This is a genomic window from Paenibacillus sp. (assembly GCF_048976745.1).
GTDB lineage: Bacteria > Bacillota > Bacilli > Paenibacillales > Paenibacillaceae > Paenibacillus.
Genome location: NZ_JBHGUU010000024.1, coordinates 514,006 through 527,120, shown reverse-complemented (window position 1 = coordinate 527,120; position 13,115 = coordinate 514,006). Strand labels below are relative to the sequence as shown.

Annotated in this window: 17 protein-coding genes and 1 riboswitch; of the genes, 16 read left to right on the top strand and 1 reads right to left on the bottom strand. The window is 44.0% G+C overall.

Annotation, left to right across the window (positions count from 1 at the left end; all coding sequences use genetic code 11):
* Positions 1 to 79: 79 nt before the first annotated feature.
* Complete coding sequence (locus ACE3K2_RS28290; protein WP_421897989.1) at positions 80 to 853, bottom strand: sporulation protein; 774 nt, start codon at positions 851 to 853, stop codon at positions 80 to 82.
* Between the two features lie 185 nt (positions 854 to 1,038).
* On the opposite strand from ACE3K2_RS28290, the gene ACE3K2_RS28285 reads away from it, so the two are divergent.
* The 16 genes from ACE3K2_RS28285 (at position 1,039) to ACE3K2_RS28210 (ending at position 13,082) form a co-directional block, all read left to right on the top strand.
* Complete coding sequence (locus ACE3K2_RS28285; protein WP_421897986.1) at positions 1,039 to 1,479, top strand: hypothetical protein; 441 nt, start codon at positions 1,039 to 1,041, stop codon at positions 1,477 to 1,479.
* 21 nt (positions 1,480 to 1,500) lie between these two features.
* Positions 1,501 to 2,049, top strand: a complete 549-nt coding sequence (locus tag ACE3K2_RS28280; protein ID WP_421897983.1) for a hypothetical protein — start codon at positions 1,501 to 1,503, stop codon at positions 2,047 to 2,049.
* Positions 2,049 to 2,588, top strand: coding sequence for a GNAT family N-acetyltransferase (locus tag ACE3K2_RS28275; protein WP_421897981.1), 540 nt, complete (start codon positions 2,049 to 2,051; stop codon positions 2,586 to 2,588). Before ACE3K2_RS28280 ends, ACE3K2_RS28275 begins: the two co-directional genes overlap by 1 nt.
* 48 nt (positions 2,589 to 2,636) lie before the next feature.
* Positions 2,637 to 3,161, top strand: a complete 525-nt coding sequence (locus ACE3K2_RS28270; protein WP_421897978.1) for a YfiT family bacillithiol transferase — start codon at positions 2,637 to 2,639, stop codon at positions 3,159 to 3,161.
* A gap of 35 nt (positions 3,162 to 3,196) precedes the next feature.
* Positions 3,197 to 3,712, top strand: coding sequence for a GNAT family N-acetyltransferase (locus ACE3K2_RS28265; protein ID WP_421897975.1), 516 nt, complete (start codon positions 3,197 to 3,199; stop codon positions 3,710 to 3,712).
* A 52-nt stretch (positions 3,713 to 3,764) separates the two neighbouring features.
* A riboswitch (ZMP/ZTP riboswitch) is annotated at positions 3,765 to 3,846 on the top strand.
* 70 nt (positions 3,847 to 3,916) lie between these two features.
* The gene (locus tag ACE3K2_RS28260) at positions 3,917 to 4,447 is read left to right on the top strand and encodes a GNAT family N-acetyltransferase (protein WP_421897972.1); all 531 of its coding nucleotides are present in this window, start codon (positions 3,917 to 3,919) and stop codon (positions 4,445 to 4,447) included.
* Between the two features lie 155 nt (positions 4,448 to 4,602).
* A complete protein-coding gene (locus ACE3K2_RS28255; RefSeq protein WP_421897969.1) occupies positions 4,603 to 4,986 on the top strand; it encodes a VOC family protein in 384 nt (127 codons plus the stop codon).
* Between the two features lie 219 nt (positions 4,987 to 5,205).
* A complete protein-coding gene (locus ACE3K2_RS28250) occupies positions 5,206 to 5,925 on the top strand; it encodes a class I SAM-dependent methyltransferase (RefSeq protein ID WP_421897966.1) in 720 nt (239 codons plus the stop codon).
* A 48-nt stretch (positions 5,926 to 5,973) separates the two neighbouring features.
* Complete coding sequence (locus tag ACE3K2_RS28245; protein ID WP_421897963.1) at positions 5,974 to 6,753, top strand: SDR family NAD(P)-dependent oxidoreductase; 780 nt, start codon at positions 5,974 to 5,976, stop codon at positions 6,751 to 6,753.
* A 195-nt stretch (positions 6,754 to 6,948) separates the two neighbouring features.
* Complete coding sequence (locus ACE3K2_RS28240) at positions 6,949 to 7,638, top strand: response regulator transcription factor (protein WP_421897960.1); 690 nt, start codon at positions 6,949 to 6,951, stop codon at positions 7,636 to 7,638.
* The gene (locus tag ACE3K2_RS28235; protein WP_421897957.1) at positions 7,635 to 8,639 is read left to right on the top strand and encodes a sensor histidine kinase; all 1,005 of its coding nucleotides are present in this window, start codon (positions 7,635 to 7,637) and stop codon (positions 8,637 to 8,639) included. Before ACE3K2_RS28240 ends, ACE3K2_RS28235 begins: the two co-directional genes overlap by 4 nt.
* A 116-nt stretch (positions 8,640 to 8,755) precedes the next feature.
* Positions 8,756 to 9,511 carry an ABC transporter ATP-binding protein gene (locus tag ACE3K2_RS28230; RefSeq protein ID WP_339785079.1) on the top strand — a complete coding sequence of 252 codons (756 nt, stop codon included), beginning with the start codon at positions 8,756 to 8,758 and terminating at the stop codon, positions 9,509 to 9,511.
* Positions 9,508 to 11,433, top strand: coding sequence for an FtsX-like permease family protein (locus ACE3K2_RS28225; RefSeq protein WP_421897953.1), 1,926 nt, complete (start codon positions 9,508 to 9,510; stop codon positions 11,431 to 11,433). The genes ACE3K2_RS28230 and ACE3K2_RS28225 overlap by 4 nt, the downstream gene beginning before the upstream one ends.
* A 197-nt stretch (positions 11,434 to 11,630) precedes the next feature.
* Positions 11,631 to 12,164 (top strand): CDP-diacylglycerol--glycerol-3-phosphate 3-phosphatidyltransferase, encoded by a 534-nt coding sequence (gene pgsA, locus ACE3K2_RS28220; RefSeq protein ID WP_421897950.1) that lies wholly within the window; start codon positions 11,631 to 11,633, stop codon positions 12,162 to 12,164.
* A gap of 16 nt (positions 12,165 to 12,180) precedes the next feature.
* Positions 12,181 to 12,606: a GNAT family N-acetyltransferase gene (locus tag ACE3K2_RS28215; RefSeq protein WP_421897947.1), complete on the top strand. Its 426-nt coding sequence runs from the start codon at positions 12,181 to 12,183 to the stop codon at positions 12,604 to 12,606.
* A gap of 41 nt (positions 12,607 to 12,647) precedes the next feature.
* Positions 12,648 to 13,082, top strand: coding sequence for a GNAT family N-acetyltransferase (locus tag ACE3K2_RS28210; RefSeq protein ID WP_421897944.1), 435 nt, complete (start codon positions 12,648 to 12,650; stop codon positions 13,080 to 13,082).
* Positions 13,083 to 13,115: the final 33 nt, after the last annotated feature.

Below are 13,115 nucleotides of genomic sequence, written 5' to 3'. Positions count from 1 at the left end.
CCCTTATATAAAAATCAAAAACCGTCCTTCATCAGATTTTTCTGACAGAGGACGGTTTTATTTTTTCACAGACGATAGATTAGATATGTTTGGATATGACTTCTTCCAGACCCTGAGCGACAGAATGTGCACCCCGCGCTAAATGTCTTTCATACAGATGCAGGCGGACAAAACTTTCATCGGTACCCATGGCTTCGGAGAAAATTCCACTGAGCCCGCGAGCGCGGCGGTCGATCTGTAATAGCAGTTCGAGCGAATCGCCCATCGGATAGAACAGTACTTCCAACTCATCCAGATGCCCACGGAACTTGTGTGTTGGTACAAATTCGAATTCCTGCACAAATGGCAGATTTCCGCCCAATTTCGGTGCATAGTCGTTGGTCACTTCACGCAGCTTGAAGCCAAGGATATCAATGGCATCGAGCACGGTATCCATGTCTTTGCTAGGAACAACATGCAGTCTGTCCCGATCTGAGGGGTCCACGGCGCTGGAGATATCGAGGCCTGTCTCTACCCACACCTCTGCACGGTGTAGTGTAATCGGCAGATTTTCTGGCAGGTCAAATGAGAAGTCTTTCTCCAATTTGGCTCCAGGCTGTAAGGTGAAACCTTCGGTGAGCAAATATTTGGCTATAACGGCTGTTTCTTTGACTTTACGATCATCGCGCTCCCGTATGTAATGGGTTTTGATTGAAAGATAGATTCGATCTACATTCTGTTCCACATCTCCACCTTCAATGTACACAACCCCCGAGATGATTCCTCCAGGTGTGACCTCTGGTGTATGCAATTCCGTATTTACTTTGGCTGCTCCAACACCTACACTGGCTAACATTTTCTTAAAAAATGACATGCGCTCAACCTCCAGATCAGATGGTTTTATTATAGGGGATACATACGACTTCGACCTTAATACGGAAACTGGAAGAGAAGCGTTTCAAATTTTAGTAAAGATATATCGCATATCCAAACAGGAGATTCGCCTAGCCGATGTCGAATATTAGAATAAAGGGATTTTTTGTCAGGAGATGAAGGCGATTGAACACAGAATTTTCAGAACAGAAATATGGTGAAACGGGTGTCAAAACCAGCTTCGAGCAGATGGCGAACGGGGAACAGAAATATAAAATGATATCAGAAGATGGCAGTTATTATTGTAGAACCGTTGCTTCTTCCCAGAGAGCATGGCAGAACAGTCATGTACATATCCATCTAACGGAGTTTTATGTGGTGCAATGCGGATGGATTGCTTATGCCAGTTATGGAGACGATCAGGTGCTTTCGATTCAAGTGATGCGTGAAGGAGAGCATATCATTGTCCAACCTGGAATCCACCATAATATATACATGTCTGTACATAGCGCGATCCATACCATCAAGCATGGGACCAATATCTCCAATGATTGGACGGCATCACCCGAGTTGGATAAGTTAACTCAATCTTTAACAGAGAAGGAGTTGCTCCAGAAGTATGATTAACCAGACGGGAGGAGCAGAAAGATGCGTAAAAGTACAATATTTTGGATTACGGGAATGACGATAATTCTCTTGGTGACTCTGCTCATATACAGTTATGTAATTCCAAGTGTGAGTGCACAGGATGTTGTGATGGCAGGCACAATCAGGCAGATTGATACGGATGCAGTTGAGATAGAGTTAGAGATAACGCGAAAAAGAGAAGACAAGGATCAACATATGGTGTATCCCGTTGTTCCGGGATGGGCAGGGGTCACATTCATTGAAGAACCAGATGATGCGTGGTACATGCCTTCGTCTGTTGGCAGCTCCTATTTTGATCAGGTCATTCTGGAAAAGTATCTGAAGGCGCAGGGGGAAACCATGAAATTAGCCGATAATCTGATGGGATTTGCGATACCTGATGAGACAGGGAGTTACAAGTTGCGGTTAACGCTCAGATCTTTCGATGGAACGACTCAGCCGCTTGAGAATCCCATGGTGTATTATGTTCACAACGAGCAGTTGTTGGGGAAGGATCTGAGTTGGGTTACGGGTGAGAATCTGGAAATTATTAAGGAGTATGCAGAGTGATGAATGTATATGAATCGAACGAAATCACCGTACGTTTCTTGGAGATTGAAGATGAACACCAGCTGATGAAGTGGCTGACGGACCCTAAGGTTCTTCAATACTATGAAGGGCGTGATCGGCCGCATGATTTGGAGATGGTTAGAGAGCATTTTTACAATCAGGATGATAATGCTACCCGTTGTATCGTCGAGTATGGAGGAAATCTGATTGGATACATTCAGTTCTATGAGCTTGAGGAAGAAGAACGAACGGAGTATGGTTATGAAGACACGGATGAGATTATCTATGGGACGGATCAGTTTATTGGTGAGGTAGATTACTGGAACAGAGGCATTGGTACACAGTTGGTACAATCGATGCAGGTTTATCTGATAAACGAAAAACAAGCCCGTAAAGTGGTTATGGACCCTCAAGCCTGGAACTTGCGAGCGATATCCTGTTACGAGAAATGTGGTTTCCAAAAGATTAAGCTGTTGGAGAAACATGAGCAGCATGAAGGACAGATGAGAGACTGTTGGCTCATGGAATATGCGCTTTAGATAATACTAAACGTTATTTTTAATCATAGTAACAAGGGGGAATAATGGATGGATGAAAGATTTCCGATAGGACCATTTGTACACACGGGTGAAGTTACTTTGGCACAGCGGGAGAAGTGGATTCAGGACATTGCTGAGTTGCCTGAACGCGCGCGAGAAGCGGTAAAGGGACTGAGTGAAGAGCAATTAAGTCTGCCGTATCGAGAAGGTGGATGGATGCTCAAACAGGTCATTCACCACATGGCAGACAGCCATATGAACAGTATGATTCGTTTCAAGTTGGCACTGACAGAGGACACACCTACGATTCGACCTTATTATGAAGAGCGTTGGGCTGAACTGAGTGATTCCAGGGACCTGGATGTCGAATTCTCGCTTCAGATTCTGGATGCGCTCCATCGTCGTTGGGTGTTTCTGTTAAACGCGTTGGCAGATGCAGATTATGCCAAGCAATTTTATCATCCCTCATCGGAAGAAACGACAAGACTGGATTACAATTTGGGCATGTATGCTTGGCATGGCAAACACCATGTTGCTCATATCACATCGCTTCGAGATCGGTTGGGAATATAGTCTAGGAGTAATACCTTTTTAAGGAGGATTCATTAATGACTGTACATATCAGACTATTAAACGAGAGTGATCCTGTCATTATATCCAAGGCGTTCCAGGAGCAGGGTTGGGGGAGATTCCCTGAGCAGTATACTCATTACTTGGCTGAACAACAGAATGGGGAACGTGTAACCTTGGTAGCGGAGTTGAACGGAGAATTTGCCGGATACGTGAATGTATTGTGGCATTCCAAATACCCTTCTTTCAGGGAACAAGGCATCCCCGAAATTAACGATTTCAATGTGCTAATCAAGTTTCAGCGCCAAGGTATTGGTTCACGGTTGATGGACCGCGCAGAGGAAGTTATTTCGGAACGAACGGATGTAGCAGGTATTGGTGTAGGTGTATTTACCGATTATGGCAAGGCGCAAGTTTTATATGCCCATCGCGGATATATACCGGACGGTCATGGTGTTCACAGACACGATCATTACATTCAGCCAGGTGAAGAAACAATTATGGACGACGATGTTGTACTTTATCTGACGAAGAAGTTAAAAGGCACGCAATAATTTCATGATATATACAATGACAAAATATGTCATGTATAGTAGTTGTTAAATATCAGATGTGTGTGACTGGCGTAAACGTGGAGTGAACCACGAGGAAGCACATATATTATATGCCGTACGCCTGGGCAAAGTGTTTGATCTTTTGATCAAACACTTTATTTATTATTCAGGGAACGAAAGGACTGGTGGCGGCAATGAAATATTATGAAGTTGGTAACTTACAAGATGTTTACATGGACACGAAGGGTAGGTAATAAAAAGATGACTATTCGCCTTTTTCAAGCGATTGATCAGTCAGCAGTGCTGAAAATGATGACGGATCATCACTTTCAATTTCCTTCGTTTATACGCGATCAGTATCCTGCACGCTGGGATTCATATTTAAATATGACGGATGAACGTATCAGTGCTTATTATGTCATGGTTGACGAAGCAGATGTTATCATAGGTCATGCTGGTTACATCTTTCAGCCTACTGTTAATCGGTATGAGATTGTTGGCGTTGTTACATGCAAATCACACCTTCGACAGGGAGTAGCACGTACACTAATCACAAACATATGTATGAAAATAGCTGAGTTCGGCAGTGGTGAAGTCATGCTTTACACACTTGATCATGAAGAAAATGAAGTAGCGCTCGTATTTTATGAACGAATGAATTTTCAAAAGGAAAGTATCGATATGAATTATTATACCTCAGGGTTTCATAGACTTTCACTTGTTAAAACACTATAAGTAACTTCATGAGATTCATTGATAACTTAAGATTGATACTCATAAATAAATCCACTTATGATAAAAAAGCTGTCTTGCATGTTATACTCTATTGGAATTTGAGGAATGATAAGCAGGATGTTGAGAGATTCGATGATCAGAGGAGTGATTGATCCATGTTTAGCAAGGTCGGCCAAATTATGTTGTATGTCAATAATCAAGATGAATCTCTGGCTTTTTGGACCGAAGTCGCAGGATTCCACATTGTGGATGAAGTAAACCTTGATGGGGGCATGAGATGGTTTGAGATTGCGCCTACCGCAGACTCGCAGACGAGTATTATTCTCCATGACAAAGAGTTCGTCGAACGGATGTCGGCGGGTGTAAATCTGGGCACACCTTCGTTAATGTTCTTCACCGAAAATCTGGATCAGTTATATGCTGACTTGTCTGGTAAACATGTAACGGTGGGAGAGATTGTTGAGATGCCCACCGGGCGTGTCTTCAACTTTGCAGATAACGAAGGAAATTACTTTGCAGTCTTGGAACGGGCGAAGTAAATTACAACTCAAAACCGCTACGATTGTAAGCGATCGACATCCATGTCGGTCGTTTTTTTGTTGGGAACATGCTTATGAAATGCAGTAGAAAAACATAAGAAAAATAGAGAATTAATGGGTAAAAATGTTATAATAGAGTGTGGCTGATTTAATGAGAATTATGAGAAATAAATAGTCGGATATGAAGGTTCGGATGGAGAATTTAAGGAGGAATGTGTTGTGGAAAAGACCATTAAAAGTGTACAGGATCTGTATGATATGCTCGATGCGGACTTCAGATCTGCCAAGCAATTCTGGGAGCCATTCTATCAAGATCGGAACAGGCCCATCCCCTTTTTCCCAAACAAACCGGATGAGAATCTGGTAGCTCATGTGAACGCAGGTCTGCTGACAGGTGGCAAGGCATTGGAACTGGGTTGTGGCCCGGGCAGAAATGCATTGTATTTAACCCGCCAAGGTTATCAGGTAGATGCTTATGATCTTTCCGAGACAGCGATTGCCTGGGCTAAAGAGAGGGCGGCAGAAGAGCAACTGGACGTGCACTTCGAATGTCGATCCGTGTTTGAACTGGCCCCAGAGCAAAAATATGATCTGGTCTACGACTCGGGTTGTCTGCACCATCTGTTACCTCATCAACGCATTCCCTACATAGATATGATCCACAATGCACTCCGGCCTGGAGGATATTTTGGAATGACTTGTTTTGCTCCTGGTTATGGCGATATTGGTGGGCCGGAGATCGTTATGAATGATTGGCAGGTGTATCAAGAGAAGTCGATGCGAGGTGGTCTTGCATTCACGGAGGAGAAACTTCGCTACATGCTGGAAGATGGTTTCGAATGTGTGGATTTCCGTGAGATGAAGGCGATGGAGCAGCATGAACCGTATTTTGGTGTACCTTTTCTCTGGGCCACGTTGTGGAGAAAGAAAAACTCGTAAGAGTAAGGGAATGATATGCATTGAAAATAGAGGAGGCGTGGTATCGGAATGGAAACAGGAACAGGAACAGGAACAGGAACAGGAAGACACTTTATCATTACAGGTACCTCCAAGGGAATCGGTTTACAACTTGCGGATTTATTATTGGCTAAGGGGGATTACGTTTACGGCATTTCACGCGGGCGTTCGGATCTGTTGGAATCAGGCGAGGAATGGAGTGGGCGTTACCGTCATATTCAGTACGATCTAGCCGATCTGACCGGGATTGATGATTTAGTTAAACGTGTATTAGACCAAATCCCATGTCAGGAAGCTAGTTTTATTGGGCTCATTAATAATGCAGCGATGCTGGAGCCACTAAGACCTATCAATCAATGCAGTGCGGAAGAGATAAGTCGGAGTCTCAACATCAGTCTTGCAGCGCCAATGATATGGAGTTCTTCTTTTATTCAACAAACGAATCACCTGTCCGCCAGACGTAAGATTGTTAATCTCTCATCGGGTTCGGCAAGTTATCCCGCTCCATCAATGGCAGTGTATTGCACATCCAAAGCAGGCTTGAACATGTTCACCCAATGTGTATCTTTGGAGCAAACGGGCCGACAGAACCCTGTTGAGATTATGGCTTTTGATCCGGGCATGGTCGATACAGACTTACAGGCTGCTGCACGCGGAAAAAGCACAGAGGAATTTGCGCTATCGGGACTGTTCAATCAAGTATACGAGGCTGGCCAACTAAGATCGCCACGAGATGTGGCACAGCAGTTGGTCGAGCGGATCGATGAACATAGTGACGCAAGCCATGCTATACAGACTATGGAGAGTTGAGTTGGATATACGTATTTCGGCCCGTGTTCGATACGAAGTATGGATACCTTTTGATATAAGCCCATCTTCCCTGTACACTGGAATCAGCGATCGGAAGAATGATTCGTAAGGGTGACGGTGACGTCTCGGCAGTAACGGGGTCTAATTACCCTTACCCTAGTCGACCGTAGAAGATCAGAAACGTGGTGAAGTCTCTTGTTTAAAATTATGCTCATTGAAGACGACGAATCGTTGTTCAGTGAAATCAAGGAACGCTTGTCCCAATGGTCGTATGACGTGTATGGTGTGCAGGACTTTGGCAAGGTATTGCAGGAGTACAGCGTAATTCAGCCGCAACTGGTCATTATTGATATTCAGTTACCCCAATATGACGGGTTCCATTGGTGCCGGATCATTCGTTCGCACTCCAATGTGCCGATTATCTTTTTGTCCTCACGGGATCATCCTGCCGATATGGTCATGTCCATGCATTTGGGTGCAGACGATTTTATCCAGAAGCCTTTTCACTTCGATGTATTGATTGCCAAGATCCAAGCAACTTTGCGGAGGGTGTACAACTATAATACAGAGCATATTGAACTTCGAACCTGGCGTGGTGCGGCTATTGAATATGTGAAAAATACGTTGACCTGTGGGGATGAATCCGTCCTGTTAACCAAAAATGAGATGTTCATTCTTAAAGTGCTGATTGAGCACAAAAATCAGATTGTTACCCGTGAGGATCTCATCCGGAGCTTGTGGGATCATGAGCATTTCGTGAGTGACAATACGCTGACGGTTAACGTGAACCGGTTACGGAAGAAGCTTGAACCCATCGGCTTGGAGCGGTACATTGAAACCAAAGTAGGTCAAGGGTACATGGCAACGGAAGAGGCAGAAGCATGATCGGAAAGTACATACGAGAAAGGGCTAGTTGGTTATGGCTAATGGCAAGTATGCAGCTTATTATTTTATTGGTGGCCTACATGGACTCGTCCATTCCATTCCAATCTGTGGTGTATATCGTAGTCCTGAATGTGGTGGTATGTGTTGTTTTTATTTGGGCGAGATACCTGAAAGAGACTCGTTTCTATAAAAAATTGAGCACATGGGATCAAACCTATGATCTGGGAGAACTCGATATCGCCGAAAGTCCATATGAGCAGATCATACATGAGGCCGTTAGTTCCCAGACAGAGCGGTATCGTAGGGAGTCGTCACATCATTTTATTGCTCTGGAACAGGAGAAGGACGAGATGTTGTCCTGGATTCATGAGGTGAAGACCCCACTGACTGCGTTGCAACTGATGATCGAGCGTTTGCCAGATGACAAGTTACAGAGCCAAATGACATATGAATGGTTACGAATCCATCAGTTGCTGGATCAGCAGCTTCATCAGAAGCGTATTCCGTTCATGCATAATGATCTGTTCATCGAAGAGACGGAATTTGAGCCGGTATTGAATAGTGAGATTCGAGCGCTGAAATCGTGGTGCATATCGAAGGGCATTGGCTTTGATGTTTCGCTAATGGCATCCAGTGTGCTCACAGACAGCAAATGGTTAGGCTTCATCCTCCGGCAATTGTTAAGTAATGCGGTGAAATATAGCGATTCATCGGACATCCTCATTGAAAGTCGGGAACAGGATGGACACATGATACTCCTAATTCAGGATCACGGGCGAGGGATTGAGGCTCAAGATCTGCCGCGTATATTTGATAAAGGGTTTACGTCTACCCGAGGCAGGATGGACGGATCGGCGACCGGGATGGGGCTGTATCTGGTTCGTCAGGTGGTCCAAACCCTTCATATGAGCATTCATGTAGAGTCTTCTCTTGGCGAGGGCACAACCGTCACACTTACTTTTCCGCGGAAGAACGACATGGTGCATCTTGCAGGCGTGTGACAACAATGTCACATGCTTTTTGGTTTTGTTCGTTGAATCACACGATAACATTGCACATCCCGCCTATGATATAGACATGGACATTTTGCAGAAGTTCAAAGAGGAGTGAGTGGGATATGTGGATACTGGAAGCCAAAAAAATTCATAAAGTCTATGGCAATAAACTGAACAAACAGGAAGTGCTAAAGGGGATTGATCTTGGGGTAAGCAAGGGAGAGTTTGTTGGTATTATGGGGCCTTCGGGTTCAGGTAAAACAACGCTGCTTAATGTACTTTCCTCCATCGATCGGGTGAGTCAGGGCACGATTGATATTGAAGGCAAGGAATTCACCGGAATGAAGGAGAAACAGCTTGCTGAGTTCCGCAAACAACATCTGGGCTTTATTTTTCAGGAATATAATCTGCTGGATACCCTTACGGTAAAGGAAAATGTATTATTGCCGCTTTCGATCACGAGCATTCCAAAACAGGAGGCACACCGGAAGTTTGAACAGATTGCCCGTGAACTGGGAATCTACGAATTAAAAGACAAGTATCCATCTGAGATTTCGGGTGGGCAGAAACAGCGAACGTCCGCAGCACGGGCATTTGTCCACGATCCAAGTATCATTTTTGCGGATGAGCCGACAGGAGCGTTGGATTCCAAGTCCGCTTCGGATCTGCTCGGCAAGTTAAGTGATATGAACAGCGCACGAAAGGCGACCATTATTATGGTTACCCATGATCCGGTTGCCGCAAGTTATTGCAGCAGAGTGATCTTCATTCGAGACGGTCAGATCTACACCCAGCTTAATAAAGGAGACGAGTCCCGGCAATCGTTCTTCAACGATATTATTAAAACCCAGGGCGTGTTGGGTGGTGTACAGCAATGAGCTTGAATTATATCATCATCCGCAATCTAAGGAAAAATCTGAAGAATTATTATCTTTATGTATTTGCGCTTGTGTTCAGTGTGGCTTTGTATTTTTCCTTTGTGACGTTACAGTATGATCCTTCCATGGATGAGGTAGCTGCTTCAACAAAAGGTGCGGCGGCTATAGGCGCGTCTTCGGTATTATTAATCGGTATTGTCGGCATTTTTCTGTTATATGCCAATACCATTTTTATTAAGCGACGCAGCAAAGAAATTGGATTATTTCAATTGATCGGACTGACAAAGGGCAGAATTTTTGGCATTTTGAGCGCGGAGAACAGTATCCTCTATTTTGGCTCCATGGCCATTGGTGTGTTGATTGGGTTTCTTGCATCCAAACTGGTATTGATGATATTGTTCAAAATTCTTGGTGTGGATGTGATAACAAAACTGTACTTCTCTCCGATGGCATTACTGCAAACGGTGATTGTTTTTACGATCATGTATCTGCTCATCATGCTGATGAATTATTTCTTTATCAAGCGGCAGAGTATTCTTTCGCTCTTTAGGGTATCGGCCACTTCGGAGCAGCAGGTGCAGAAGATGTCGTTTGGACAGATGATTGTTGGTGTTTTGGGCATTGCCCTCATTGTGTATGGATACTTCGTGTCTGCACGGCTGTTCAGCGGCGAGGCAATGGATATGCAGAAGTTGATGTATACGATGATTCTGATTCTGTTCTCGGTCATATTGGGGACATACCTGTTCTATAAGGGATCGGTAAGTTTTATTTTTAATCTGGTTCGCAAAAGTAAAAACGGCTACCTATCCATTCATGAGGTGTTATCGTTATCTTCAATCATGTTCCGAATGAAGTCCAATGCTTTGCTGCTGACGATTATTACAACCGTGTCGGCGCTTGCTATTGGCATGCTGTCGCTCAGTTACATTTCGTATTACTCGGCAGAGGCGCAGGCCAAGGAAAGTTTGCCGGAGGATTTTTCTTTTGCTCAGGTGGATGTGAAAGATCGTTTTGTAGCCGAGTTGGAACACAAACTGATTCCATATGAAGAGAATCACAGAGAGCCGATTTATATTGAAATTGATGCTCAAGAAGTGATGGATGAGTCCATGACGGAACAGTACCTGTTCAGTAGTGTGGTGAGTGACAACATGGTAGATAACATTGATTTGCAACCAGGCGAAGTGGTCTTTATGGGATATGGAAATGCCGTTCAGCAGTTAATTTCCATTCAGGAGAAAGGACCGATCGTCTTGCACGGGTTAAAACATACGCTGGCACAACAACTGATCGGAACAACCAAACGTGGTGTCCTTCCTGCGTACTATACTGGGGGTACGCCTGTAGCGGTGGTAGATGAGACGGTATATCAGCAACTGAGGCAGGATATCGATCCCAAGCTGCAGAAAGCCGAGTGGGCTGACTACTATGGTGTACGTATTGTGAACGAGGGGCAGGCTGAAGAGGCATATGCCGTGTATAAGGAGCAGGAGTTGGAAGCCCCAAGCTTCTCCCAGATTGAGTTCAGAAATAACCAGCGTACCACGATGGGACTGATTATGTTTATTGTTGGTTTCCTGGGGCTGACGTTCTTAATCACATCGGGATGTATCTTGTATTTTAAACAAATGAATGAGAGTGAAGAGGAGAAGGGGAATTATACCATTCTGCGAAAACTCGGATTTACGCAAGGCAATCTGTTGCGTGGCATTCAGATCAAGCAGTTGTTTAACTTCGGTATTCCACTCATCGTGGGATTGAGCCATAGTTACTTTGCCGTGAAATCAGGTTGGTTCTTCTTTGGTACAGAGCTGGCAACACCTACAGTCATTGTGATGATTGTGTACACGTTGTTATATTCGATCTTTGGTCTGTTGTCTGTGTGGTACTATAAACGGGTGATTAAGGAAGCTTTGTAGAACTGGTATCAGGCGTATGTGAATATAAAAAAATAGTTTGAGTAGAGGGCAGCTGTAATATATACAGACTGTTCTTTTTTCTTTTGTAAGTATATTACCTCTTAAAAAAAGGATGATAATGGAATTGAGTCGAAATGATGATAGAGTCAAGGAATCTGATCCACGGATGACAATGAATCGAGGAGAGGTGATGTTCAATGAATTTGGCAAATAAAATCACGTTGGCTAGAATTGCGTTGATTCCATTGTTTATGATCTGTTTCCTTGATCAGCATAGCTTGATGTTTGCACTAGTTATATTTGCAGTAGCGGCAGGTACGGATAAACTGGATGGATATGTAGCGAGAAAATATAATCAGATCACGAATCTGGGAAAGCTTCTTGATCCGCTGGCGGATAAACTGTTGATTGCGGTAGCGTTGATCCTGATGGTTCAGGAGAATATGATCAGTTCATGGATTGCTGTAATCATTATTGGGCGTGAAATAGTCATTACAGCGTTACGAATGGTGGCAACAGAGCAGGGCATTGCTCTTGCAGCCGATCGATATGGCAAGATCAAAATGGTACTTCAGGTGGCAGCGATTATTGCAATTTTGTTGAACAATGTTCTGTTCAGTTTGCTGACGGAGGTGCGAGTTGATTTAATTCTATTGTGGCTGGCGGCAGGCGTTACGCTGTTATCCGGTATGAATTACATTATCGTAAATTATAAACTGCTCATGAGATAAAAGGAGAGAATGGGATATGTTTAAAGGAAGTATAGCCCCTAGCACCGAGCGAGATTCAGAGTATGTTCGCGAGCAACTAATTGCATTTAATGCTGCGCATGTAAGCGAGGAATTGAGGCATCGTTACGAAGAACTGAATTTTAATATCAAAAATGAGAGCGGTGAGATTGTTGCGGGTGTGCTTAGTACACTTTGCTGGAACTGGCTGGAGATTGATATTCTTTGGGTGAATGCTAAACAACGGCATCGGGGATATGGTTCACAGTTGTTGCTTGAAGTTGAGCGAATTGCGCGAGAGAAATCTTGTGATTTTGTCATGTTGAACACCTTCTCCTATCAAGCACCGGAATTTTACAAGAAACATGGCTACCAAGTGATCACTACGATCGAGAATGCACCGACTGGACACAGTCATTATTATTTTAAAAAGGACCTCACTTAAAGGCAACGTACGCGAAATAGGATAGAATCAGGAGGGTTATGATGGTTACCATTAAAGGAATCGAACTTAAAGATTTACCGGCACTAAGCCAGCTATACCATGAGTTGATGGGAATGCCTACCAATGAGCAGCAGATGAAAAAGATGTTTCAATACATACAGCAGAACGGTCATTATCATTTGCTTGGGGCATTTTATAATGGCAAACTGGTTGGGTCCGTTATGGGGATTGAATGTATGGATCTGGTGGGTCCGTGTAAACCGTTCATGGTTGTGGAGAATGTGATTGTATCGGATCAGGTACGCAGGCAGGGCATTGGGCAGAGGTTAATGCTCCAGATTGAGCGGATTGCGAAAGATCTGGGATGTGGTTACATGATTCTGGTGTCTGGCGATCAGCGCAAGGAAGCGCATATATTTTATGAGAAACTGGGTTTCAGGGATGAGAAGGTGCAGGGTTACCGGAAGCATCTTTAAATATCCAAGCGGATGATGATTTCTTACAAAAGT